This is a genomic window from Streptomyces sp. NPDC031365, from assembly GCF_055569765.1.
On the sequence record NZ_JBVIIM010000006.1, the window covers coordinates 103,600 to 125,324 of the forward strand.

Annotated in this window: 16 protein-coding genes and 1 pseudogene; 11 read left to right on the forward strand and 6 right to left on the reverse strand. The window is 73.9% G+C overall.

From position 1 onward, the window contains the following. The first annotated feature begins 157 nt into the window (after positions 1–157). The 6 genes and pseudogenes from ACZ5C2_RS12345 to ACZ5C2_RS12370 all read left to right on the forward strand — a co-directional run bounded on the left by ACZ5C2_RS12345 (position 158) and on the right by ACZ5C2_RS12370 (position 6,363). Complete coding sequence (locus ACZ5C2_RS12345) at positions 158–994, forward strand: glycoside hydrolase family 3 N-terminal domain-containing protein (RefSeq protein WP_468789315.1); 837 nt, start codon at positions 158–160, stop codon at positions 992–994. A gap of 112 nt (positions 995–1,106) precedes the next feature. Continuing rightward, on the forward strand, positions 1,107–2,132 hold the full coding sequence (locus ACZ5C2_RS12350; RefSeq protein ID WP_468789317.1) for a phytanoyl-CoA dioxygenase family protein: 1,026 nt from the start codon (positions 1,107–1,109) through the stop codon (positions 2,130–2,132). Further along, positions 2,129–3,460, forward strand: coding sequence for a DUF6271 family protein (locus ACZ5C2_RS12355; RefSeq protein WP_468789319.1), 1,332 nt, complete (start codon positions 2,129–2,131; stop codon positions 3,458–3,460). The genes ACZ5C2_RS12350 and ACZ5C2_RS12355 overlap by 4 nt, the downstream gene beginning before the upstream one ends. Then, a pseudogene (locus ACZ5C2_RS12360) lies at positions 3,457–4,620 on the forward strand (type III PLP-dependent enzyme); the annotation flags it as partial. The gene ACZ5C2_RS12355 and the pseudogene ACZ5C2_RS12360, both read left to right, overlap by 4 nt. Before the next feature lie 93 nt (positions 4,621–4,713). After that, positions 4,714–5,154: a GNAT family N-acetyltransferase gene (locus ACZ5C2_RS12365; protein ID WP_468789563.1), complete on the forward strand. Its 441-nt coding sequence runs from the start codon at positions 4,714–4,716 to the stop codon at positions 5,152–5,154. Positions 5,155–5,160: 6 nt separating this feature from the next. After that, a complete protein-coding gene (locus ACZ5C2_RS12370) occupies positions 5,161–6,363 on the forward strand; it encodes an MFS transporter (protein WP_468789321.1) in 1,203 nt (400 codons plus the stop codon). Between the two features lie 114 nt (positions 6,364–6,477). Here ACZ5C2_RS12370 and ACZ5C2_RS12375 read toward each other — a convergent pair whose 3' ends face one another. Both ACZ5C2_RS12375 and ACZ5C2_RS12380 read right to left on the reverse strand, forming a co-directional pair. Continuing rightward, the gene (locus tag ACZ5C2_RS12375) at positions 6,478–7,692 is read right to left on the reverse strand and encodes an MFS transporter (RefSeq protein WP_468789323.1); all 1,215 of its coding nucleotides are present in this window, start codon (positions 7,690–7,692) and stop codon (positions 6,478–6,480) included. 459 nt (positions 7,693–8,151) lie between these two features. After that, positions 8,152–9,420, reverse strand: coding sequence for an NAD(P)/FAD-dependent oxidoreductase (locus ACZ5C2_RS12380; RefSeq protein WP_468789325.1), 1,269 nt, complete (start codon positions 9,418–9,420; stop codon positions 8,152–8,154). Between the two features lie 202 nt (positions 9,421–9,622). Between ACZ5C2_RS12380 and ACZ5C2_RS12385 the strand changes: the two genes are divergently transcribed. Further along, positions 9,623–11,281 (forward strand): PucR family transcriptional regulator, encoded by a 1,659-nt coding sequence (locus ACZ5C2_RS12385; protein WP_468789327.1) that lies wholly within the window; start codon positions 9,623–9,625, stop codon positions 11,279–11,281. 197 nt (positions 11,282–11,478) lie between these two features. Here ACZ5C2_RS12385 and ACZ5C2_RS12390 read toward each other — a convergent pair whose 3' ends face one another. After that, positions 11,479–12,456: a helix-turn-helix transcriptional regulator gene (locus ACZ5C2_RS12390; protein WP_468789329.1), complete on the reverse strand. Its 978-nt coding sequence runs from the start codon at positions 12,454–12,456 to the stop codon at positions 11,479–11,481. Positions 12,457–12,585: 129 nt separating this feature from the next. On the opposite strand from ACZ5C2_RS12390, the gene ACZ5C2_RS12395 reads away from it, so the two are divergent. From ACZ5C2_RS12395 to ACZ5C2_RS12410, 4 genes are all read left to right on the forward strand, one after another. Beyond that, on the forward strand, positions 12,586–13,326 hold the full coding sequence (locus ACZ5C2_RS12395; protein WP_468789331.1) for an NIPSNAP family protein: 741 nt from the start codon (positions 12,586–12,588) through the stop codon (positions 13,324–13,326). A gap of 97 nt (positions 13,327–13,423) precedes the next feature. Beyond that, entirely contained in the window at positions 13,424–13,888 is a 465-nt protein-coding gene (locus tag ACZ5C2_RS12400) for an SRPBCC family protein (protein ID WP_468789333.1), read from the forward strand. Continuing rightward, positions 13,885–14,259 carry an ArsR/SmtB family transcription factor gene (locus ACZ5C2_RS12405; protein WP_468789335.1) on the forward strand — a complete coding sequence of 125 codons (375 nt, stop codon included), beginning with the start codon at positions 13,885–13,887 and terminating at the stop codon, positions 14,257–14,259. Before ACZ5C2_RS12400 ends, ACZ5C2_RS12405 begins: the two co-directional genes overlap by 4 nt. A gap of 62 nt (positions 14,260–14,321) precedes the next feature. Continuing rightward, on the forward strand, positions 14,322–14,762 hold the full coding sequence (locus ACZ5C2_RS12410; protein ID WP_468789337.1) for an SRPBCC family protein: 441 nt from the start codon (positions 14,322–14,324) through the stop codon (positions 14,760–14,762). A 102-nt stretch (positions 14,763–14,864) separates the two neighbouring features. Here ACZ5C2_RS12410 and ACZ5C2_RS12415 read toward each other — a convergent pair whose 3' ends face one another. From ACZ5C2_RS12415 to ACZ5C2_RS12425, 3 genes are read right to left on the reverse strand one after another with little or no spacing between them, the layout of a single operon-like run. After that, positions 14,865–15,893: an alpha/beta hydrolase gene (locus ACZ5C2_RS12415; RefSeq protein WP_468789339.1), complete on the reverse strand. Its 1,029-nt coding sequence runs from the start codon at positions 15,891–15,893 to the stop codon at positions 14,865–14,867. After that, positions 15,893–19,984 carry a beta-ketoacyl synthase N-terminal-like domain-containing protein gene (locus ACZ5C2_RS12420; protein ID WP_468789341.1) on the reverse strand — a complete coding sequence of 1,364 codons (4,092 nt, stop codon included), beginning with the start codon at positions 19,982–19,984 and terminating at the stop codon, positions 15,893–15,895. The genes ACZ5C2_RS12415 and ACZ5C2_RS12420 overlap by 1 nt, the downstream gene beginning before the upstream one ends. Then, the gene (locus tag ACZ5C2_RS12425) at positions 19,981–21,675 is read right to left on the reverse strand and encodes a fatty acyl-AMP ligase (RefSeq protein WP_468789342.1); all 1,695 of its coding nucleotides are present in this window, start codon (positions 21,673–21,675) and stop codon (positions 19,981–19,983) included. Before ACZ5C2_RS12425 ends, ACZ5C2_RS12420 begins: the two co-directional genes overlap by 4 nt. Positions 21,676–21,725: the final 50 nt, after the last annotated feature.

Sequence of the window (21,725 nt, forward strand, 5' to 3'; positions counted from 1 at the left end):
CCGGGCGGTTCGCTTCAACACCGCCTCGAGCAACCGAAGTTCGCAAGGGCGTTCCTTGACACCAACCATTGGTCCAGTCCAATATTCAATGGTCTGAACCACTCGTGGCGCATTCCCTGCGCATCCGCCGCGTGCACAACCCCGCACGGAGGTCCCGATGACCGAGAGCAGCCACCCGCGACTGCCGCGGTGGGCGCACTCCGTGCTCCAGCCGGGCTTCGGGGGCACGACGGTGCCGGACTGGGTGCGCCGCCGCATCTCCGAGGGGCTCTCCTCCGTCGTCCCGTTCGGCCGCAACATCCACGGTCCGGAGCAGACCGCGGGGCTCACCACCGCCCTGCGCACGGAGAACCCCGGCCTCGTGGTCGCCGTCGACGGGGAGGCGGGCGACGTCAACCGGATCGAGGCGCGCACCGGGGCATCCCGCCCGGGCGACCTGGCACTGGGCCTGCTCGATGACATCGATGTCACCGAGCAGGTCGCGCGGGACGTCGGACGGGGACTGCACGGCCTCGGCATCACCCTGGACCACGCGCCGAGCGCCGACGTCAACACCAATCCGCTGAACGCGGGCACCCTCGCGCTGACCGGGCTGCCGCCGTTCATCGCCGCGACGGACGCGGGCGTAGGGGCCGTGATGACCGCCCACCTGCTCGTACCGGCCTACGACGAACGGTGGCCGGCGACCCTGAGCCCCCCGGTCGTGGAAGACCTGCGGCGCGGCGAACTCGGCTTCGGCGGTCCGGTCGGGACCGACGCCGGGGAAATGAGCGCCGTGGCCGACCGCTACGGCATGCCGGACGCCGCCCGCTACGGCTGGATGTCCCGCGCGCTCGCCGGCCTGGTCCGCAGGCGTCCCGACGCGACGGTCGTCGAGATGGGCGTTCTGGCGGGTGAGCGCCCCGGTGCGGTGCATCCGGCGACGCACGGCGCCACACGCGTGTCCGGCATCGCCGCGGCCGAGATCCTGGCGGGCCGCACGGGGCCGTCGTAACACCGACCGGTCACCGGCTCGTTCGTCCCGACCTTTCCCTTCCCTCTGTCCTTCCCTCTGTTCCTTCTTTCTGTCCGCATGCCGTGAGCGATCCAGAGTTCCGGAGTACCGCATGACGACGCACCACCGCTTCTTACACCGCGCCGCCTCCGAACGCCCCTACTTCAGCGCCGACGGCGAGACCTACCTCGCCGAGACGCAGCTGAGGCACCTGGACAAGGACCTGCCGCTGCGGGTCCTCTCCGAGGAGCAGTTCGCCTCCTGGCAGAGCCACGGTTACGTGGTGGTCCCGGAGGCCATCTCCCCCGACGCGGCCAAGCTGCTGCTGGAGTTCGCCTGGGAGTTCCAGGGCCTCGACCCGCAGCGCCCCGAGACCTGGTACCAGGAGCGCACCTTCCGCTCGGACCTCGACCGGGACCTGTTCGTCTACGGCTTCGTCGAGGCGTACCACCACCAGCTGATCTGGGACAGCCGGCAGACCCGGCGTGTCTACGACGCCTTCGTGGACGTCTGGGACTGCGAGGAACTCTGGGTCACCCTGGACCGGCTCAACCTCAATCCGCCCAACGTGAGGAACCGTTCGCGATCCCTGATCGACCCCACGGACGAGGGCTTCGACATCGAGCTGCACTGGGATGTGGACACCACGGCGAGCGTGCCGCCGCAGCGGGTGCAGGGCGTCATCGCACTCACCGAGACGGAACCCGACCAGGGCGGTTTCCAGTGCTCGCCGGAGCTCTTCCACCGGTTCGACGCGTGGAAGGCCGGGCAGCCGGCCGGCCGGGACCCGATCCGGCCGGGGACCGACCGCAGGGAGTTCCCGGTGGTCCGGCCCCAGCTGAAGACCGGAGACCTGCTGATCTTCAACGGCATGCTGGCGCACGGAGTGGCCGGCAACCTCTCGGCCGACGGCGTGCGGGCGGTGCAGTACCTGTCGATGATGCCCGCGCTGGAGGAGCACGAGGAACTGCGCCGCTCCCGGGTGGAGTCCTGGCGCACCCTCAGCACGCCGGACTGGAACCCGACCCTGCTCGGCGACGCGACGCTGCACGAGTCCCTGCGCTACGGGCCCGCCGAACTCGACGGTCTGGGGCGGACGCTGCTGGGACTCGACGCCTGGCACGAGCGGACACGATGAGACAGGAAACCGACGTGCACCGGATATGCCTGGCACTCCCCACCAACAGGGAGTGCTCCGCGACCATCACGGCCATCGGCGCCGAAGCCGCCCACGCCGCCCGGCACTTCGACGTCGAAGTGCGTCTGCTGATCCTCGACTCCTCCGACGAGGCGACCCGGGCCGCACACGCCCGGACGGTCGCCGCGCTCCCCGGCCTTCCGCGCGTCGTCGTGCACCACCTCGACGAGGCGGCCCAGCGGGAGTTCCTGCGCACCGCCGTCGGGCGGACGGAACTGCCCGAACAGGAGCGGCTGCTCGACCTCATGCTCCCCGACGCGCTCTCGTACGGCGCCTGCACCAACCGCGCGTTCCTGATCGCCGCCGCGCTGGGCTGCCGCTCGGTGCACCGCCGCGACTCCGACTGCCGCTACCAGTTCTTCGACGGCGAACCGGTCTTCCCCGTCCACCACGAGTTGGCCTCTCTGGGCAAACGGGCCTCGGACGCCTTCGCCGGGGTCTCGGACGTCACGCTCGACCCCGCGATCGCCCATCGGGCCGTCTCGATGGTGGGCGCCTCCTTCATCGGGGAACTCTCCGTCGACATCGGCGGGATCCAGGAACTCGACAAGGAGGTCTACGAGCAGGTCGTCGGCCTGTGGGCCCCCGCCCACTGGACGGACGAGGAGAAGCACGGCCTGGTCGAGGAGTCCTTCAAGGGCGCCGGGATGCTGCCCTTCACGGGCGACCACTCGACGCTGACCCTGGTCGACCCGATGCGCGTCGACATGTCCAACATCGCGTTCACCCGGGACGTGTACGAGCGGCTGCCCCTGCCGCCCGCCACCGCGACCATCGGCAGCGACTACTTCCTCATCCACGCCGTGTACGACGCCGCCCTGCCCGGCGTCCTGCACAACCGGCACATCGAGAACTACTACACCGGGGAGCGCCGGACCCACGCCGGATTCCTGGCGTACCAGACCCGGTTCGTGAAGTTTTTGCTGTCGATGCTGTACCTGCACCACGTCTACGACCGGATGGGTGAGGCGGGCGCGGGACTGCTGGACGACGACGGGCGGCTGGACCCCACGCCGTTCGCCGCGTTCCTCACCGAGAGCGTGGCGCTGGACCGTACGGAGAACGAGCGCCGTCTGGACACGGTGGAGGCGGCGTACGGGCGACTGGGCGGCAGGTACGCCGAGTTCGCGCGCGCCATGGCAGCGGAGCGGGAGCGTCTGCTGGACGAGGCCGCGCGCGACACCGAGGACTTCGTGCTGCTGATCAAGTCCTGGGAGGCCCTGGTGAGCGCGAGCGGGGGCGTCGAGGTGCGGAGCGCTCTCCGGTGAACCGGGCTCTGCGCACCGCCCTCGCGGCCGCCACCGAGGACGCGCTCGTCTACGACCTGGACGGGATCGCCGCCCAGTACGACGCGCTGACCGGCGAGTTGCCCGGTGTCGACGTGCGGTTCGCGATGAAGGCGTGCCCGGTGGAGGAGGTCCTGGCCCTCCTGGCGTCCCGGGGCGCCGGCTTCGACGCGGCGAGCCCCGGGGAGATCGTCCGGGCGCTGGCGACGGGCGTGCCCGCGCACCGCGTCCACTACGGCAACACGGTGAAGTCCGACCGGAACATCGCTCAGGCGTACGGGCTCGGCGTACGGGACTTCGCCACGGACAGCGTGCAGGACGTGGCGGCGCTGGCCGAACACGCCCCGGGCTCACGCGTGTTCTGCCGGCTGGCGACCACGGGTGAGGGAGCGCTGTGGGGGCTGAGCCGGAAGTTCGGGTGCTCGGCGGTCGACGCCGTACGGGTGCTGGAGAGCGCCCGGGACGCGGACCTTGTTCCCGCCGGGCTGTCGGTGCACGTCGGTTCGCAGCAGATGACCGCCGAGGCGTGGCAGCAGGCCGTCGCGACCCTCGCCGACGTGCTCACGGCCCTGCACGGCCGCGGGATCGTGCCGGACCACGTCAACCTCGGCGGGGGTCTGCCGGCGCTCGGCTACATCGACCGCCGGGGTGAACACCTGGACCCCCCGCTGGACAAGACCTTCGCCGTGCTGCGCGAAGGCATCGAACGGCTGGCGGAACTGTCCCCCCGCCCCCTGGGCTTCGTCGTGGAGCCGGGCCGTCATCTGGTCGCCGACCACGGCGCGATCAGGGCCCATGTCTCCCGGCTGACGTCCCGGCGTCAGCCGGACGGGGAGCGCGAACACTGGCTGTACCTGAGCTGCGGCAAGTTCAACGGGCTGTACGAGATGGACGAGGTGCGGTACCCACTCGTCTTCCCGACCCACCCGGACGTGACCGACGCCGGCCTGGTGCCGGCCGTCGTCGCGGGCCCCACCTGTGACAGCGACGACGCCTACGCCCATGAGCACCGCCGGGTGCGGGTGCCGGGGGAGGTCGCGTCGGGGGACCCGGTCTGGGTGCTGTCCGCCGGCGCGTACGCCGCCAGCTATACGACCGAGGGTTTCAACGGCTTCGGTCCGCTCCCCCGCGTCTGTGTCCGCGACGACGCCCCGGACGGGCGCGTCCGCGCCGTCGCCGAGGACGACTGGCCACGGATAGCCGCCCTGGAGGCCGAGGCGTACGCGTCGGCTGCACTGTCCGAGGGCGTCGAGGCGCTGCGCTCCCGGGGCCGTGCGTCCCCGGCGACCTGCTTCGTCCTGGAGACGGGGGACCGGGTCGCGGGCTATGTACTCGCTCTGCCCTATCCGCGGTTCCGTTACCCCGATCTCGCCCGGCCGGAGGAGCGGACGTTCGACTCGCGCAACCTGCATCTGCACGACCTCGTGATCGCGGACGACCTCCGCGGCCGAGGTCTGGGCAGCCGGCTCGTGCGGCATCTCACGGACACCGCCGGGCGGTCGTCGTACGAGCGGATCTCGCTGATCGCCGTCGGCGGGACGGAGGGCTTCTGGGCCGGACACGGCTTCCGGCCCGACCCGGGCGCCCGGCTCCACGGGAGTTACGGCGACGGCGCCGTCTACATGTCCCGCCCGGTCCAGTACCACCGCTCCGGCGGCCCGGAAGAAAGGTCCTGAACACTGATGCTGCCCACCCTCGGCGATTTCCGCCGTGACCAACTGGCCACGGCCGCGCTGTTCTGCTTCCTCGGCTTCCAGTACGCCACCTGGGCCTCCCGGCTGCCCGCGCTCAAGTCCCGTTTCGGCCTGGACGAGACACAACTGGGGCTGCTGCTGATGATCTGCGGTGTCGGGGCGGCGGTGTCCTTCCCGCTGGTCGCGCCGCTGATGCGGCGGATGGGCTCGCGCCGGCTGGCGGTCCGGTCCGCGCTGGTGCTGGTGGCGGTGCTGCCCGCGCTGGCCGCGGCCGGCAGCTACCCGCTCGCCCTGGCGGTGGTCTTCGTCGACGGTGTGGCGGTCGGCTGCCTGAACGTCGCCATGAACGCGCGGGGCGCCGCCCTCGAGGAGCACTACGGCCGGGCCGCGATGGCCCAGCTGCACGCGACGTTCAGCGGCGGGGCGTTCGCGGGCGCGCTGCTGGCCTCCGCGACGAACGCGGTCACCCACTCCGTGACCGCGCACTTCGCGCTGGCCGCGGCGCTGCTGGTGCCGCTGCTGGCCGCCTCCGGGCCCAGGGTCCTCGCCGAGGGCCGGGGTGCCGCTCCCGGGGAGCGGCCGGCGAAGGACGGCGAGAAGGGCCTCCGGAGCCTGACCGGAGCCTCCCGCACGGCTCTCTGGCTGGGCTGTGCCATGGTGTTCGGCACCGTCACCGAGGGTGCCATGAACGACTGGTCCGCGCTCTACCTGACCGAGGAGACGGGCGCGTCGGGACGGCTGGCGCCGCTGGGCATCGCCTTCTTCTCGGTGATGATGGTGCTGGCCCGCCTGCTGGGCGACGGCTGGCGGAGCCGGTGGGGGGATGCGCGCCTGGTGCGTGCGGGCAGCGTGCTGGCCGGCACCGGGCTCGCGCTCGCCCTGCTGACCGGCGGTACCTGGCCGGCCCTCATCGGCTTCGCCTGCGTCGGCCTGGGCATGGCGACGGTGACCCCCTGTCTCTACGTGGCCGCCGCGGCCGAGGGCCCGGGCGCCCTCGCCCTGGTCGCCGCCATGGGCACCACCGGACTCCTCGCCGGACCCGCACTGATCGGCTTCCTCGCCGGTCACACGGACCTGACGGTCGGCATGGCCGCCGTCGCGGCGTCCGCGGTGCTGGTCGCGGTGTGCTCGCGAGGGGTCACCTGGAAGGAACGGGAGGCCGAGGGCGAGGCCGAGACCGTGGCGCGCTGAACGCCGTGGGGGCCCGCCCGGTGCGGGACCCCCCGGCCGCGCCGTCACCGCGCGCGGGGGACCGTCACCGCGCGCGGGGGACTGCCGCCGCGCTCCTCTGCCGGCGGTCGGCGCTCAGGTCCGCCGTGCCCGCAGGACCGGGGCGAGCAGGATGACGAGGAGTCCGGCGAGGGGCACCACGAGCAGGCCCACCCGCAGGCCGGCGGCGTCGGCGACGAGTCCGACGACGGGCGGGGAGCACAGGAAGCCCAAGCGCATCAGCCAGGAGACGATGGTGAGTCCCGATCCGGGCTTGAGGCCGGGCAGTTCGTCGGCTTCGTGCATCGCCGCCGGCACGAGGGTCGCCACGCCGAACCCGGCGGCGGCGAAGCCGAGGATCGTTCCGGGAACCGTGGGCACGGCCAGCGCCAGGCCCATGCCGGCCGCCACGATGACCCCGCCGGCGCGGGCCACCTGCCGCTGTCCGAACCGGTCCACGAGCCGGTCGCCGATCAGGCGGCCGATGAACTGCGCGCCGACCAGGGCGATGAATCCGCAGGCCGCCAGGGTCACCGACGCGTCCAGGGAGTCGGAAAGGTACAGCGTGGCCCAGGAGTTGCCGGCGTCCTCGACGAGTGTGCCGGTAGTGGCGATGAGGACCAGTGCGGTCAGCAGGTACGCGGTGCGCCGGGACACCGCTCCCCCGCCTTCCCGCTGCCCCGGGTCGTGCCCGGCCGCCGTGGCCTCCTCCACCGCCGGCCCGGTGTCGGGTCCGGGCAGGCAGTAACGCAGGGCGACACAGGCGGCCACGCCGAAGATCACTCCGGAGACGAGCAGGTGCTGTCCCCGGGAGAGGTCGAGGGCGATGGCGCCGGCGGCCATGGCACCGCCGGTGACGGCGCCGATGGACCAGACGGCGTGGAAGGAGTTGATGATGCTGCGTCCGTAGTGGCGCTGCACCCGCAGACCGTGGGCGTTCTGGGCGACGTCCGTGATCGCGTCCATGGCGCCGGCCAGGAAGAGCGCCGCCGCGAACAGCGCCGGCGAGCCGGCCACTCCCGCCGCCAGCACTCCCGCGCCCGTCAGCAGGGTGCCGAGCACGGCGACGCGCGCCGACCCCAGCCTGCGGACCAGTACCCCCGCCGCCAGGCCCGCGACGATGGCGCCCGTCGGGAACGCGGCGACGGCCAGTCCGTACGCGGCGTTGCCGATCCCGAGGTCGTCCTTGATCTGCGGATAGCGCGGCAGCAGGTTGGCGAACAGGGCGCCGTTGGTGAGGAACAGCACCGCCACGGCCGCGCGGGCCCGCCGGTCGGCCCGGGTGGGCCCGCGCAGTACGTCAACAGTCATGCGGGGAGCCTACAACCGGGAGCGTACGGTCGTACATTCCTGAAGGTACGACCGTACGCTCCCGCTCGCGCCCCACATCTGCCCCTGGTCCGGGAGGCCGAGCGGGCCGGAGCCGAGTGAGCCCTCGTCCACGGTGGGCGCGCGGGCGTCGAGGAGTCGCGCCGCGCCGCCCTCGCGAAGGCCGAACCGCACCGCGAGGACTTCACCCTCAACCGGCGTTCGAGCCGGCCCGCGGCATCGCCGTCGTCGGGCCGACGGTCCGGCTCGCACCCGGCGTACAGCCCACGGACCGGACCCACGACCCGCCGGACCCGCCCCACTGGGGCCGGACCGGCGGATCATGCCGGAGACGCGAGGGCCGGCACACCTGGGCTCCAGGACACCGCCCGTTTCCTCCGACGTGATCCGCCGGTCCGGCCCCGGCGGACGGGGCCGGCGGCAGCCGGTCAGCGCAGCGGGTCAGCGCAGCGGGTCGAACGGGGCGAGCTGCGGCGGGCGTTCACCGGTGACCATCGCCTCGGCGAGCAGCAGTCCGGTGGCCGGGCCGAGGGTGATGCCCCACATGCCGTGCCCGCCGGCCGCGAAGACCCGGGGTGAGCCGGTGGCGCCGATCAGTGGGAGGCCGTCGGTCGTGCAGGGGCGCGAGCCGACCCACTCGTCCTCGCGGGCGTCCAGGTCGGCGCCACGCAGCAGTGGGCGGGCCGCCTCGGCGATGGCGTTGATCCGGCGTGCGTCCAACGGCGCTTCCGGCTTGCGGAACTCCATCATTCCGGCGACGCGCAACCGGTCGCCGAGCGGCGTGCAGGCGACGCGCTGACCGGGGAAGTACACCGGGCCGGCCGGCAGGTGCTCAACCGGGACGCTGAAGCTGTACCCCCGGCCGGCCTGGACCAGGGAGCGGACCCCGAACTTCCTGGCATGGCGGCCGAGCCAGGCTCCGGTGGCCAGGACCACCGCGTCGAAGCGCCGGGTCGCGCCGTCACCGGTCAGGACGGTGACACCGGTGGCGGCGTCCCGCACATCGGTGACCTCGGTCCCCTCCCGGATCTCACCGCCGCGGGCGCGGACCGCGTCGCCCAGGGCGTGCACGAAGTGCCCGGGATCGATGTAGCGCTGGCCGTACAGCCGGATCGCGGCGCCGATCCCGTCCGAGAGGGACGGCTCGACCTCGCGGGCCTCGTCGCCGGTGAGGACGTCGAACTCCATCCGCTGGCCGGCGGCGGAGATCTGCTCGAGTTCCTCCAGCAGAACCCGGCGTTCCCCGGCGGTGCGGTAGGCCGCGAGGAAGGACTTCGCCTCGAGGGTCCGGGCCTCGACGCCGCCTCCGGTCAGCAGGTCGAAGCCGGCCAGCGACAGGCTGTTGAGGGGGACGAGCGCGCGCATCGACCGCAGCCACCGCTTCGCGGTGCTGTTCCGGGCGAACCCCGCGAGGAACCTGAGCAGCCTGGGGTCGGCGCTGGGCGGGACATAGACCGGTGAGGACGGGCTGAGAACCGCGCGGACGCCGTAGGTGAGGACCGCGGGTTCGGGCAGCGGTGTGGCGATGCCGGGGGTCAGCCATCCGGCGTTGCCCCAGGAGGAGCCGGCGGCCACCGCGTCACGGTCGTACACGGTCACCTCGACGCCCCGCTCCTGCAGGAACCAGGCGGCGGACAGTCCGACCATGCCCGCACCGACGACGGCGACAGTACGGGGGCCCGGGTGCGCGGGCGAGGCGGGGCGGGACATGCGGAACCTCTTCTCCGATGCGGTGGTGCGTTTTCTCCGAGCGGTAGTGCCTTCGATGGTGGGCCCCGCCCCCGCGGTTGTCTTTGTGCCGTGCGGCCAAGGGAAGTGGCCCGGGTAGTGCGCCGGGAACAATGCCTCCGGGCCACAATGGGGGCATGACCCCGCTCATGCGTCACTGCCGTCGCGCCGTCCGGGACCGAGGATGATCACGGTCACCGATCTGGTGGAGTCCCTGGGCGCCGGGTTCCTCCGTACGGTCGTGGCGGCCGGTGACGCCGAAGTGCACGACGTCGCCCTGGCCGAGCCCGGTGATGCCGTGGGGCAGCCGGGCGAACTCGTCCTGGGGGTGGGGGTGACCGACCGGGACGGCGCCGTCGCCCTGCTGGAACGGGCCGCCCGGGCGTCGGCCGGGGGCGTCGTGCTGAAGGGCCCCTTCGCCGCGGATCCCCGGGTGGCCGCAGCGGCACACGAACTGGCCGGCCCCGCCCTGGTCGAACTGCAGCCGCACACGTCGTGGGCGCATGTCGTCTGGCTGCTGCGGGGCGTCATCGACCGGGCCGCCGCGCCGGACACCAGCCGTCTCGGGTCGCCCGGCCCGCACGTCGATCTGTTCGCGCTGGCCGACACGGCGGCCGAGATCATCGACGCGCCGGTGACGGTGGAGGACGCGCAGTCGCGGGTCCTCGCCTACTCCGCGCGGCAGGACACGACCGACCCGGCGCGCGTCTCCACCATCGTGGGACGGCGTGTTCCGCCGGAGACCCTCACCCACTTCCGGGCCGGCGGAGTCTTCCGCAGGCTCGCCCGCTCCAGTGAGCCCATCTGGACCCCGGCGGGCCCCGACGGCACCCTGCCCCGGCTGATCATCCCGGTGCGGGCCGGCGGCGAGTGGCTGGGATCGATCTGGGCGGTGGTCCGGGCCCCGGTCCCCCCGGAACGCATCCGGGAGCTCGGCGACGTGGCCTCGGTCCTCGCCCTGCACCTGCTGCGGCTGCGCGCCGAGGCCGGTATCGCACGGCGGGTCTCGACGGGCCGGCTGCGGGTGACCCTGCGCGAGGGCGCCGCCTCCGTCACCGGTCCCGGCACGGCCGCGGGGCCCGGCGTCGCGGGACCGGGTGCACCGGCGCTGCCGGCGGGCCCCTGGCGGGTGGTGGCCTTCGGATCGCCCGCGGGGACCGATGTGCGCAGACAACTGGATCTGTGGGAGTCGGTCGCCCTGCGCTTCGGCTGGCACCAGCCGCTGCTGACCGACCTCGACGGCTCGCTGTTCGGCCTGGTCGCCGAACGGCCGCGGGGCAGACGGCCGGTCACGGCCGGGGGTCTGGCCGACGCCGGTGCGGGCACGCTGGACTGGCTCCGGCACGTGCTCCGTGAGGTGCACGCCCACGATCCGGGTCTGTACGCCGTGGCGGGCTGCCCCGCCCGCACCCCCGACGAACTGCCCCGGGCCACCGCGGAGGCGGGCGAGCTCCACCGGCTGGTGGGAGATGGCCGGCTCCCGCTCCCCGACCGGACGGGGCTCCTGCTGATGGAGGACGCCTGGGACGCCGTCGTCGTGGAGCGTGCCGCGGCGGCCGTCGGGATCGACACGGGCCTGCTCGGCGGGCCGCTCGCCGCGCTCCGCTCGCACGACGAGGAGCACGGCACGGCATACCGCGAGACGCTCGCGGCCTGGCTGGACCACTACGGTGACCCGCGGAGCGCCGCGCGGCTGCTGCGGATCCATCCCAACACGCTGCGCTACCGGCTGCGCAAGCTCGACGAGGTGGCCCCGGTGGACCTGACCTCGCCACGGGTACGGCTCGCGCTGCGGCTGCAGCTCATGGCGATGACCGACGGGCCGCGCCCGGCCGGCACCTGACACCACAGGTGGACCGGGCCGCCTCCTTGTCGAGCACCGGCCCTGGCAGCCCGGCCGCCTGTACGTCACCGCACGCCGACGTGGATGTCGCCGTCTCCCTTGACGCCCTCCTTGGTGCGTTCGGCGACGGCCGACTACGGCCTCGACGGGAGGCCCCCGGACCGCCGCGCGGCGGCCCCGCCGAACACGTCCCGAGGTCAGGCGAGCCCATAGGTGCCGGAGAGTGCGCCCACCGTGGCGGCCATCGCCCGGCGCAGTCCGGCCGGTGCGACGACCTCGACGTCGGTGCCGAGCCGGAGCAGCTCGCCGCAGGCGTGGTCCGTGCTCTCGGTCGGGATGACGGCCTCCACCCACCCGTCGTCGCCGACGGCGACCGCCGTGGTGTCGACGGCCCGGACCACCTCCGGGGGGACGTTGTCGGGCAGGCGCCGCCGCCCCCGTGGCGAGAGACGGACGGTGGCCGTGCCGGTGTAGCGGCGCGTCCGGAAATCGTCGAGGTAGGAGGTCCAGTACGCACCCAGGTCGAAGTCCGGCGGCCGGTCGAACCGCTCGTCGCTCGGCACCGCGTCGAGGACCCGGGCGACCCGGTAGGTCGCGATCCGGTCCTCCCCGGCGGCGACCAGGTACCAGGTGCCGGACTTGAGCACCAGGCCGTAGGGGCGGAGGCGGCGCTCCACCTCGTGCGGGGCCCGCCAGCGGCGGTAGCGCACGTCCATGGCACGCCCGGTGAGCACCGCGTCGGCGAACAGGGGCAGGTGCGGCGCACGTTCGGGGTCCCGGTACCAGCCGGGGGCGTCCAGGTGGAACACCGCCGCGGTCCGGGTCGCCTCCTCGCGCTGTGCCGTCGGCAGCGCGGCCAGCAGCTTCAGCCGTGCCGCCGCCACCTCGGCCGCGATGCCCAGCTCGGTGGCGGGCCCGGGCAGCCCGGCGAAGAACAGGGCCCGAGCCTCGCCCTCGCTCATGCCGGTGAGGCGGGTGCGGTACCCGTCGAGCAGCCGGTAGCCGCCCCCGCGCCCCGGCTCCGCGTAGACCGGGACCCCGGCGGCCTGCAGACGTGCCAGGTCACGGTAGGCGGTCCGCACGGACACCCCCAGTTCGTCGGCGAGTACTCGCGCGGACATGCGGCCACGGGATTGCAGCAACAGCAGCACCGACAGCAGTCGACCGGCAGACATGGGCGCATTCTTCCAGGAAACCCTGACAGCACCTGGCACACGGCTCCCCTACCGTCGGTCCGCGCCCGGCTTTTACCGGGACGAGCAGGGATCCCCTGCCCGGAGAAGAGAACCGAACAGGAGCCCGCTGTGCCTCCCACCCACGCTGTCGACCGCCCCTCCGTGATCGAGCTCCGCCAGTACACGCTGCGTCCCGGCCGGCGCGACGAACTCATCGAGCTGTTCGACCGGGAGTTCGTGGAGACCCAGGAGGAGACCGGGATGGTCGTGCTCGGCCAGTTCCGGGATCTCGACGACCCCGATCGCTTCGTCTGGCTGCGGGGATTCCGGGACATGGCGGCGCGTCACAGCGCGCTGACGGCCTTCTACGGCGGCCCGGTCTGGGCCGAGCACGGCCCCCGGGCCAGCGCCACCATGATCGACTCCGACGACGTCCTCCTGCTGCGGCCGCTGTCGGCCGGGACCGGTTTCGCCCTCTCCCCTGCCGAGCGGCCCCGGGCCGGCGCCCCGGAACCGGAGCGCTTCGTGTCCGCCACGCTGTGGTCCCTCCCTCCCGGACGGCACGACGGCGTCGACCTGGTCCGGGACGGCCTTCTCCCGGTGTTCCGGGAGACGGGACCCGCGCCGCTCGCCGTCCTGGCCACCGAGTCCGCCCCCAACACCTTCCCGGCGCTACCGGTCCGCGCCGGCGAGAACATCGTCGCGGTCCTCACCTCGTACCCGGACGAGAGCGACCACCGACGGCACCTGGCCGACGTGCGGGACCACCCCCTCGTACGGGACGCGGTCCTGCAGGCCCTCGAGCGGGCGCGGACGGCCGCCCCCCGGACGCTCCGGCTGGCCCCCACCGGCCGCTCACTGATCCGCTGACGGGTCCGGCCCGGTCCTGCAACCAGCGGTTGCGCGTCACGGGAAACGGGCCTACGGTTATACGCAACCAGAGGTTGCGAGAGGTGAGGGGTCCGGGATGGAGTACGGCAGCATCGAGCGGGAGATCCGCATCGAGGCCACGCCCGAGGTGGTCTACGAGGTCGTCAGCAGGCCCGAGCACCTGAAGGAGTGGTGGCCGGACGAAGCAGAGCTCGATCCGGTGCCCGGCGCCACCGGGATGATCTCGTTCGGGGAAACGGGCACGCCGGAGGCGCACGTCGTGCCGGTCACGGTGGTGGAGGCCGACCCGCCCCGCCGGTTCTCCTTCCGGTGGGTGTACGACAAGGGTGAGGCCGCGACGCCGGACAACTCGCTCCTGGTGACCTTCGAGCTGGTGCCGTCCGGTGGGGGGACGCTGCTGCGCCTCACCGAGGCGGGGTTCCGGGAGAAGGGCTGGGAGGCAGCCCTCCTCGAGGAGCAGTACCGCGACCACGTCACCGGCTGGGACTACTGCCTGCCCCGCCTCGTCCCGTACGTCACCCGGCTGGTGTCGACGCCATGAGCGTCACCGTCGACGACGACCTCTGGTCCGCGGTGGGCGACCCCACCCGGCGGCGGATGCTCGACCTGCTGCTGGCCGACGGCGGCGGGACGGCCACCACCCTGAGCGAGCGGCTGCCGGTCACGCGGCAGGCGGTCGCCAAGCACCTCGGCGTACTCCACCGGGTCGGGCTGGTCCACGTCACGCCGTCCGGACGCGAGCGCCGCTACGAGGTCGACGAGGCCCAGCTCGCCCGCGCCGTCGCGCAGTTGTCGTCGGTCGGGGCGGCCTGGGACGCCCGGCTGCAGCGCATCAAGCGGATCGCCGAAGCCATCCAGCACGGCCAGGGCGGCCAGGGCGGCCAGCACGGCCAGAGCGGCCAGCACGACTGACCCCACACGAACACACGCCGCCGCATCCGTTGGCGGCGCCCGCACAAGGAAGAGGCATCACCATGGTGGACATTCTGCACAGGATCGGAGTCACGTCGTCTCCCGAAGCCGTCTACGCGGCGTTGACCACGGTCGAAGGGCTGGCAGGCTGGTGGACGCGGGACACCGACGGCGACCCCGGCGTCGGGGGAGTCATCCGGTTCAGCTTCGAGCCCGGCGCGTTCGACATGAAGGTCCTGGAGGCCCAGCCCGCCGAGCGCGTGGTCTGGGAGGTCGTCGACGGCCCCGAGGAGTGGATCGGCACACGGATCCGCTTCGAGCTCAAGGAGGAGGACGACTACACGATCGTCCTGTTCCGGCACGAGGGCTGGAAGGAGCCGGTGGAATTCATGCACCACTGCAGCACCAAGTGGGCGACCTTCCTGATGAGCCTCAAGAAACTGATCGAAACCGGCACGGGCGAGCCCGCGCCGCAGGACGTCAGGATCAGCAACTGGCACTAGAGAGGCGGGCGGTCCGCCCGCGCATCGGGCTCCGGGCCGCGCACCGGGCTCCGGGCTCCGGGCCGCGCCGGCGAACGTCTCGTCCGGCGCGGCCCGGGCGGGCTACCGGTCCGGGCTCAGACCGAGGCCGGTGGCGAGCGTCGGCCAGGACGCCTCGAACTCCCCCCGCCACGCGGACCACGCGTGCGAACCACCCCGGTACAGGTGGGACCGTACCGGTACGTCGAGGTCGTCGAGCCAGTCGACGAACCCGCGCGCCTGCCACCACAACGTGCCCTCCAGGACGGCGCCCTCGAGGTTTCCGAAGTCGTCGCTGGGCAGGCCGCTGCCCTGGGAGACGTACAAGTGGGTGTTCTTCAGCCGGTCCGCGAGCCGGTAGGGGTTGTGCGCCGACCAGTTGGCCCACTGGATGACGGTGTTGCCCCACAGGGTGACCGGCAGCTGTCCCTCCCGGGCGACGATCGCGCCGACGACGGTGCGCATGCCGGTGGCCGTCGTGTCCAGGATGCCGCTGTAGGACGCGGCGGCCTTGAAGGCACCGGGCCGGCGGGCCGCGAACGCCAGGGCGCCGTAGCCGCCGGTCGACACCCCCGCCGCGGCCCTGGCCGGCCCCGCGTGGAACTCCTCGCGCAGCAGCCCCATCACCTCGTCGACCTGGAAGGTCTCGTAGTCGGGCGCGCCGCGGCCGAAGTTCCACCAGTCGGTGGGGATGCCGGTCGGTCCCGCCGACGGCATGACGGTGATGACCTCCTTGTCGGCCAGGAAGTCCTCGACGTCCGTCTCCCGCGTCCACGAGGTGTGGTCGTCGTGCGCACCGTGCAGCAGGTAGAGCACCGGCCGCTCGCGGTCGGGCGTTTCCGCGTACGAGTCCGGGAGCAGGACCCGCACCGGGACGTCGGCGCCCACGGCCGGGGAACGGACCGTCAGGTCGACGGTCCGCTCGTCGAGCCATCGGCGTTCGACGATGTGGGCGCCGTCCTCGGTCGCGGCCGTCCGCTGCCCGGAGGACACCGGCGTGCCCTGTGCCGTGGACGCCGCGAGCGCGCCGCCCGTGGCGAGGAGCGCGGCGGTGACGGTGAGTGCGGCGAGGCGGGTGCGGAGTGTTCTGCGGTGCCGGCGGTTTCGTCGCATCAGGGCTCCATGGAGGCGTGCTTCGGCGGGAGGCCGGAGGGGTCGAGGGCACGGGTCAGGTCCGCGGCGAGGGTGTCCACCGCCGGAGGGTCGAGCAGCGCCAGGTGGTGGCCCGGCAGATCGGTCACGGTCAGGTCGGGGCAGTGGGCGTCCCAGCCGAGCGTGGTGTCGGTGCGTTCGTAGCGGGCGTCGCGGACCGTGTGAGGTGCCGGCCGCGTCGCCCGGTAGAGGAGGGTGCGGCCCGGGTACGGGCCCGGTGTGTGGCGTTCCCCGCTGCGCAGGTCCAGGTACGAGGCACGCTGGTGTGCCGGCACGGCGGGCGGCAGGCCGACGGCCTTCTCCAGGAGCGCGAGGACGAGGTCGACCTGTCCGGTGTCGTCCATGGTCCCCAACTCCTTGTACGGAAGGTCCAGTTCGGCCCCGTACACGGTGCGGACGTACGCGGCGAAGCCGGCGAAGCGCCGCCGTGCCTCGTCGGCCGGGGTCGCCACGGGCGGGGCCGGCAGCGGCAGCACCGAGTCGACGAGGACCAGGGCGGCGACCTCGCCCTCCCGGCTCAGCAGCCGGGCCGTCTCCTGGGCGACGACTCCGCCGTACGACCAGCCGCCGAGGATCCAGGGGCCCTCGGGCCGCAGCAGGCGGATCCGGCGGGCGAACTCGGCGGCGCGACCCGCCACGTCGTCCGGGTGTTCCAGGCGGTCGAAGCCGTACACCGGCCGTTGCCCGTCCAGGCGCGCGGCCAGGCGGCCGTACACGTCGGAGGAACCGCCGGCGGCGTGCGCCAGGAAGAGGGGCGGGTGCGGCCCGTCACCGGGGAACGAGCGCAGGACGCCGGGCGTGCCGTGGGTCGGCTCCTCGGGGTGCGCGAGAGGCGGCGGGGCCGGTACGTGCGCGTCGTCGAGCAGTGCCGCCACGCCGCGCAGCGTGCCCTGGCGCAGCAGCACACCGGTTTCGGGCGCCGAGCCGAACTCCCCCAGTACGGCCGTGCGGATACGGACCGCGGTGAGCGAGTCGAGACCGAGGTCGGTGAGGGGGACGTCCGGGTCGAGGCGGTCCGGGGCGAAGCCCATGACGCGTGCGACGAGTGTGCGCAACCGGTCCAGCCGGGTGGCCGTGGCCGGCCGGGCCTCGGGTTCGGGGACCGGCTGTGGTTCCTCGCCCGCCCAGTACCGGCGGTGCTGCCAGCGGGGCGAGGGAACGTCCGTGATCCGGCCGCCCGGGTGCAGCGTCTGCCGCGTCGACGGGAGGCGCGCGCCGTGCACCAGGAGTGTGGCGAGACCGGTGCGGAAGGACATCGCGTCGTCGGTGCCGCGGCGCAGCGTCGGGACGACCAGTGCCTCGTGCGCCCCGGCGGCCTCCAGGGTCCGGGCCAGCGGGTGTGCCTGGGTGGGGTGCGGCGCGACTTCCACGAACACGCGGTGTCCGTCCTGCGCCGCCGCGCGCACCGCCTGCTCGAACCGGACGGGGCGGCGCAGGTTCGCCAGCCAGTAGGCGGTGTCGTAGGCGTCGTCGTCCCGGGGGTCGTCCAGGACCGTGGAGTAGCGGCGGCAGACGGGATCGCCGTGCGGGACGGCGCCGAGCTCCCACGCGAACGCGTCCAGCAGCGGTTCGACGTCCGGCGAGTGTCCCGCCACCGGGACCGGCATCGTCCTCGCGAAGGCGCCCTCGGCGGTGACCCGGGCGACCAGAGCCGCGACATCGGGTGCCGAACCGGTGACGACGCACTGCTCGGGCGAGGCGTACACCGCGACCTGCAGCGTCGGCAGGTCATCCGTGATCCGGCCGATGTCGTGCGGGGGCAGGTCGACGACGGCCATGGTGCCGCCCCGCACGGTGGTCAGGAGCCGGGAGCGGGAGGCGACGATCCGTGCCCCGGTCGGCGCGTCCAGGGCTCCGGCCGTGACCGCCGCCGCGATCTCGCCCAGCGAGTGGCCGATCACCGCCGAGGGCTCGACGCCGTAGGAGCGCCACAGTTCGGCGAGCGCCACCTGGAGGCCGTAGAGGGCCGGCATGACGGCGGTGAGCGAGGTGAGGTCGGCATCCGGTTCCGTCGCGCCGAGCAACGAGATCCCGGCGTGCTCCCGCAGCACCGGTTCGAGCCGTTCGACGGCGGCGGCGAACGCGGGTTCCGCGGCGAGCAGTTCGCGTGCCATGCCGGGCCACTGGGAGCCGTAGCCGGAGAAGACCCACACCGGCCCCGGGTCGTCGGCGGCGAGCGGGGCGCGGTCGGCGGTGACGAGGTGGGTGTCCGGGTGGCCCGCGGCGAGACGGTGCAGGGCGGTGGTGGCGGCGTCCAGGTCGCGGCTGACGACGGCCGCGCGCCGCCGGCCGCGTCCGGTGCGGCCGGCCAGGGTCCGGCCGACGTCGGACGGCCGTGCGCCGCGGCTCGCCGGCGAGTCGAGCCACCGCGCCAGCTCGCCCGCGTGGGCGCGGAGTCGGGCGTCGGTGGGCGCGTCGAGCAGCACCACGGCGGGCCGGTGGGGTGCCGGCGCCGGACCGCCGGTGCCACGTATGTGGTGTTCGCGGAGTGCGACGTGTGCGTTCGTGCCGCTGAAGCCGAAGGACGACACGCCCGCGGTCGCCGTGCCGGAGTAGCGGGGCCACGGTTCGGGGGAGGTGAGCACGCGCAGGCGCAGGGCGTCCAGGTCGATGTGCGGGTTGGGGTCGGCGAAGTGGAGTTGGCCGGGCAGTTCGTCGTGGTGGAGGGCGAGGACGGTCTTGATGAGTCCGGCGATGCCGGCGGCCGCTTCGAGGTGGCCGATGTTCGTCTTGACCGAGCCGAGCAGCAGGGGCTGTTCGGCGGGGCGGCCCCGTCCGAGCACCGCGCCCAGTGCGCCGGCCTCGACCGGGTCGCCGAGCGGGGTGCCGGTGCCGTGGGCCTCCACGTAGTCCAGCTGCCGGCCGTCGGGGCCGTGGGCGTGGGTCAGCAGGGCGCGCTGTGCGGCCGCGTTCGGGGCGGTCAGGCCGTTGGAGCGGCCGTCGGAGTTCACCTCGGTGGCCGTGATCACAGCGAGGACGCGGTCGCCGGCCCGCTCGGCGTCGGCGAGGCGCTTGAGGACGACTACGCCGCATCCCTCGCCCCGCACCATTCCGTCGGCCGCCGCGTCGAACGCCTTGCACCGGCCGTCGGCGGAGAGCGCGCCCGCCCGCTGGAGTCCGAGCGTCACGGTCGGCGAGAGCAGGACGTTGACGCCGGCCGCGAGCGCCACGTCGGACGTGCCGTCGGCCAGGCTGCGCACCGCGTGGTCCACGGCCACCAGCGAGGAGGAGCAGGCCGTGTCGACGGACAGGCTCGGGCCCCGCAGGTCGAGCGCGTAGGAGACGCGGCCGGCGGCCACGCTCAGGGCGGCGCCGGCCGCCGTCCACGGGGTCACCGACTCCGGCCGCCCGGCGGTGAGATGGGCGTACTCGGTGCCGCTGATCCCGACGAACACCCCGGTGCGGGTCCCGGCGAGCGAGGGCGCGGGGATCGCCGCATGGTCGAGGGCCTCGCGGGTCACCTCGAGCAGCATCCGCTGCTGCGGGTCGAGGGCCACGGCCTCGTCGGCGGCGACGCCGAAGAACTCGGCGTCGAACTCCTCGACGCCGTCGAGGAAGCCGCCGTGCCGGCCGAGGTCGTCGGGCAGGACGGACCCGGGCGGCACGAACCGCTCCCAGCGTCCCTCGGGCACCGTCCCGACGGCGTCCCGGCCTTCGGTCAGCAACCGCCAGTACGCCGCCGGGGAGTCGGCCCCGCCGGGGAAACGGCACCCGACGCCGACCACGGCGACCGGTGACCCGGTGGCGGGGAGAGCTTCCGTCGACCCTCCGGCGGGATGAACCGTCACGGCCGTGCCGGCCGGCGGTTGTTCCGGTTCCGCCGTGAGCGCGGCGACCAGCGCCGCCGGGGTCGGCGTCTCCCACAGCAGCGTCGCGGGCAGCCGCCGCCCCACTGCCTGGCCGAGGAGCGCGGTGAGGGCGACGGCGTCCCGTGAAGTGAGTCCGTACTCGGCGAACGGCCGGTCGTCGGTCACCTCCTCGGGGGTGACGCCGTACCACTCGCCGAGCCGCGCGACCAGCGTCTCCCGGACGAGCCGCGCCGTGGCGCTCACAGCGCCTCCGCCCGCAGCGCGCCGGAGAGGAAGCGTTCCCGGCCGGCGGCCCTCGCCACCTTGCCGCTCGAGGTGCGCGGCACCGTGCCCGCCTCGACCAGCACCAGCTCGGCCAGCCGCAGTCCGTGCCGCGCCGCGACCGCGGCCCGTGCCCGGGCCAGGTGCTCGACCGCCTGCGCGCCGTCCGTTCCGGTGCCCCGCCGGACCTCGGCCACCACCACGAGGTCCTCCTGGCCGTCGTCGCCGCGCGGGACGGTGAAGGCGGCCAGCCGGTCCCGGCGTACCACATCCACCGCCGACTGCACGGTCTCCTCGATGTCCTGGGGGTAGTGGTTGCGGCCGTCCACGACGATCAGGTCCTTCAGACGCCCGGTCACCAGCAGCCTCCCGTCGTGCAGCGCGCCCAGGTCGCCCGTGTGCAGCCAGCCGTCGCGGAACGTCTCGGCGCTGCGCTCGGACTGTTTCCAGTAGCCGGCGCCCACGTTCGGTCCGCGCACCTGGATCTCGCCGACCCGTCCCTCGCCCAGCACGGTGCCCGACTCCGGGTCGGCGACGCGCACCTCCTGGCCGACCGGCCGGCCGCACGCGGTGAGCCGTGCCGTCCCGCCGGGCCGCTCCTCGACCCGGCCCGCCGCCAGGGCCCCGGCGTCGCACTCCACGGTCACCGGCGGCTCGTCGCGGCGGTCCGCCGTGACGAACACGGTGGCCTCGGCGAGCCCGTACGCGGGGCACAGGGCCTCGGCGGCGAGGCCGGCCGGGCCGAACGCGGCGAGGAACCGCTCCAGGGTGGCGGGCCGCACCGGCTCGCTGCCGTTGAGCAGCGCCGCCACCCGGTCGAGCCGCAGACCGGCCGCCTCGTCGGCGCCGACGCGGGTGGCGCAGTAGTCGTACGCGAAGTTGGGCGCGGCGCTGACCGTCCCGGGATATCTGCCGAGCAGGCGCAGCCAGCGCACCGGGCGCTCCAGGAACGCCACGGGGTCGAGCAGTACGGAGGCGAACCCGGCGTAGACCGGGGCGGCCACGCTCAGCACCAGGCCCATGTCGTGGAAGAGCGGCAGCCAGCCCACGGTGGTGCTGCGTGCGGGGGCGGCGTCGAAGGCGGTGACGGCCTGCCGGGCGTTGGCGACGACGTTGGCGTGGGTCACCATCACTCCGGCCGGGCTGCGGGTGGAGCCCGAGGTGTACTGCAGGTAGGCGACGTCGTCCGGAGCGGTGCGGGGCAGCTCCGTCGCGGGCGGGCCCTCGGGCAGCGCGTCCACCTCGGTCACCGGAAGGCTCCCCCCGGTCGCCCCCTCCACCGCCTCCCGCGACGGGCCGTCCGTGAGCACGTGGGCGGGCTCGCAGTCGTCGAGTACGGCGGCCAGGCGTCCCGCGTGCCCCGCGAGGTCGGGTGTGAAGAGGGGAACCGCGATCACTCCGGCGTACAGGCAGCCTAGGAAGGCCGCCGTGTAGTCGAGGCCCTGCGGCAGCAACAGCGCCACCCGGTCACCGGCCCGCACGGTCCGCTGCAACTGCCCGGCGACGGCACGGGCCCGTGCGTCGAGGCCCTGCCAGCTCAGCGTGCGGTGCACGCCGGCCGAGTCCGGTTCGGGGAACGCGACATGGGTGACGGCGGGCCGGTGGGCGCTGTGCGCCGCCCAGTGCCGGAGCCGGTCGGTCAGCAGCGGCGCGGGTTCGGACGTGTCGGTCATCTCGACTCCACTGTGGTGACGGGCGGTTCGGCTGAGGCCCCAGGTTCCGC

What these genes read in the sequence shown, in the direction of transcription:
- ACZ5C2_RS12345 (WP_468789315.1), top strand. Translation starts at nt 158, where the DNA reads ATGACCGAGAGCAGCCACCCGCGACTGCCGCGGTGGGCGCACTCCGTG.
- ACZ5C2_RS12425 (WP_468789342.1), bottom strand. Translation starts at nt 21,675, where the DNA reads ATGACCGACACGTCCGAACCCGCGCCGCTGCTGACCGACCGGCTCCGG.
- ACZ5C2_RS12350 (WP_468789317.1), top strand. Translation starts at nt 1,107, where the DNA reads ATGACGACGCACCACCGCTTCTTACACCGCGCCGCCTCCGAACGCCCC.
- ACZ5C2_RS12410 (WP_468789337.1), top strand. Translation starts at nt 14,322, where the DNA reads ATGGTGGACATTCTGCACAGGATCGGAGTCACGTCGTCTCCCGAAGCC.
- ACZ5C2_RS12390 (WP_468789329.1), bottom strand. Translation starts at nt 12,456, where the DNA reads ATGTCTGCCGGTCGACTGCTGTCGGTGCTGCTGTTGCTGCAATCCCGT.
- ACZ5C2_RS12375 (WP_468789323.1), bottom strand. Translation starts at nt 7,692, where the DNA reads ATGACTGTTGACGTACTGCGCGGGCCCACCCGGGCCGACCGGCGGGCC.
- ACZ5C2_RS12380 (WP_468789325.1), bottom strand. Translation starts at nt 9,420, where the DNA reads ATGTCCCGCCCCGCCTCGCCCGCGCACCCGGGCCCCCGTACTGTCGCC.
- ACZ5C2_RS12385 (WP_468789327.1), top strand. Translation starts at nt 9,623, where the DNA reads ATGATCACGGTCACCGATCTGGTGGAGTCCCTGGGCGCCGGGTTCCTC.
- ACZ5C2_RS12415 (WP_468789339.1), bottom strand. Translation starts at nt 15,893, where the DNA reads ATGCGACGAAACCGCCGGCACCGCAGAACACTCCGCACCCGCCTCGCC.
- ACZ5C2_RS12405 (WP_468789335.1), top strand. Translation starts at nt 13,885, where the DNA reads ATGAGCGTCACCGTCGACGACGACCTCTGGTCCGCGGTGGGCGACCCC.
- ACZ5C2_RS12400 (WP_468789333.1), top strand. Translation starts at nt 13,424, where the DNA reads ATGGAGTACGGCAGCATCGAGCGGGAGATCCGCATCGAGGCCACGCCC.
- ACZ5C2_RS12370 (WP_468789321.1), top strand. Translation starts at nt 5,161, where the DNA reads ATGCTGCCCACCCTCGGCGATTTCCGCCGTGACCAACTGGCCACGGCC.
- ACZ5C2_RS12355 (WP_468789319.1), top strand. Translation starts at nt 2,129, where the DNA reads ATGAGACAGGAAACCGACGTGCACCGGATATGCCTGGCACTCCCCACC.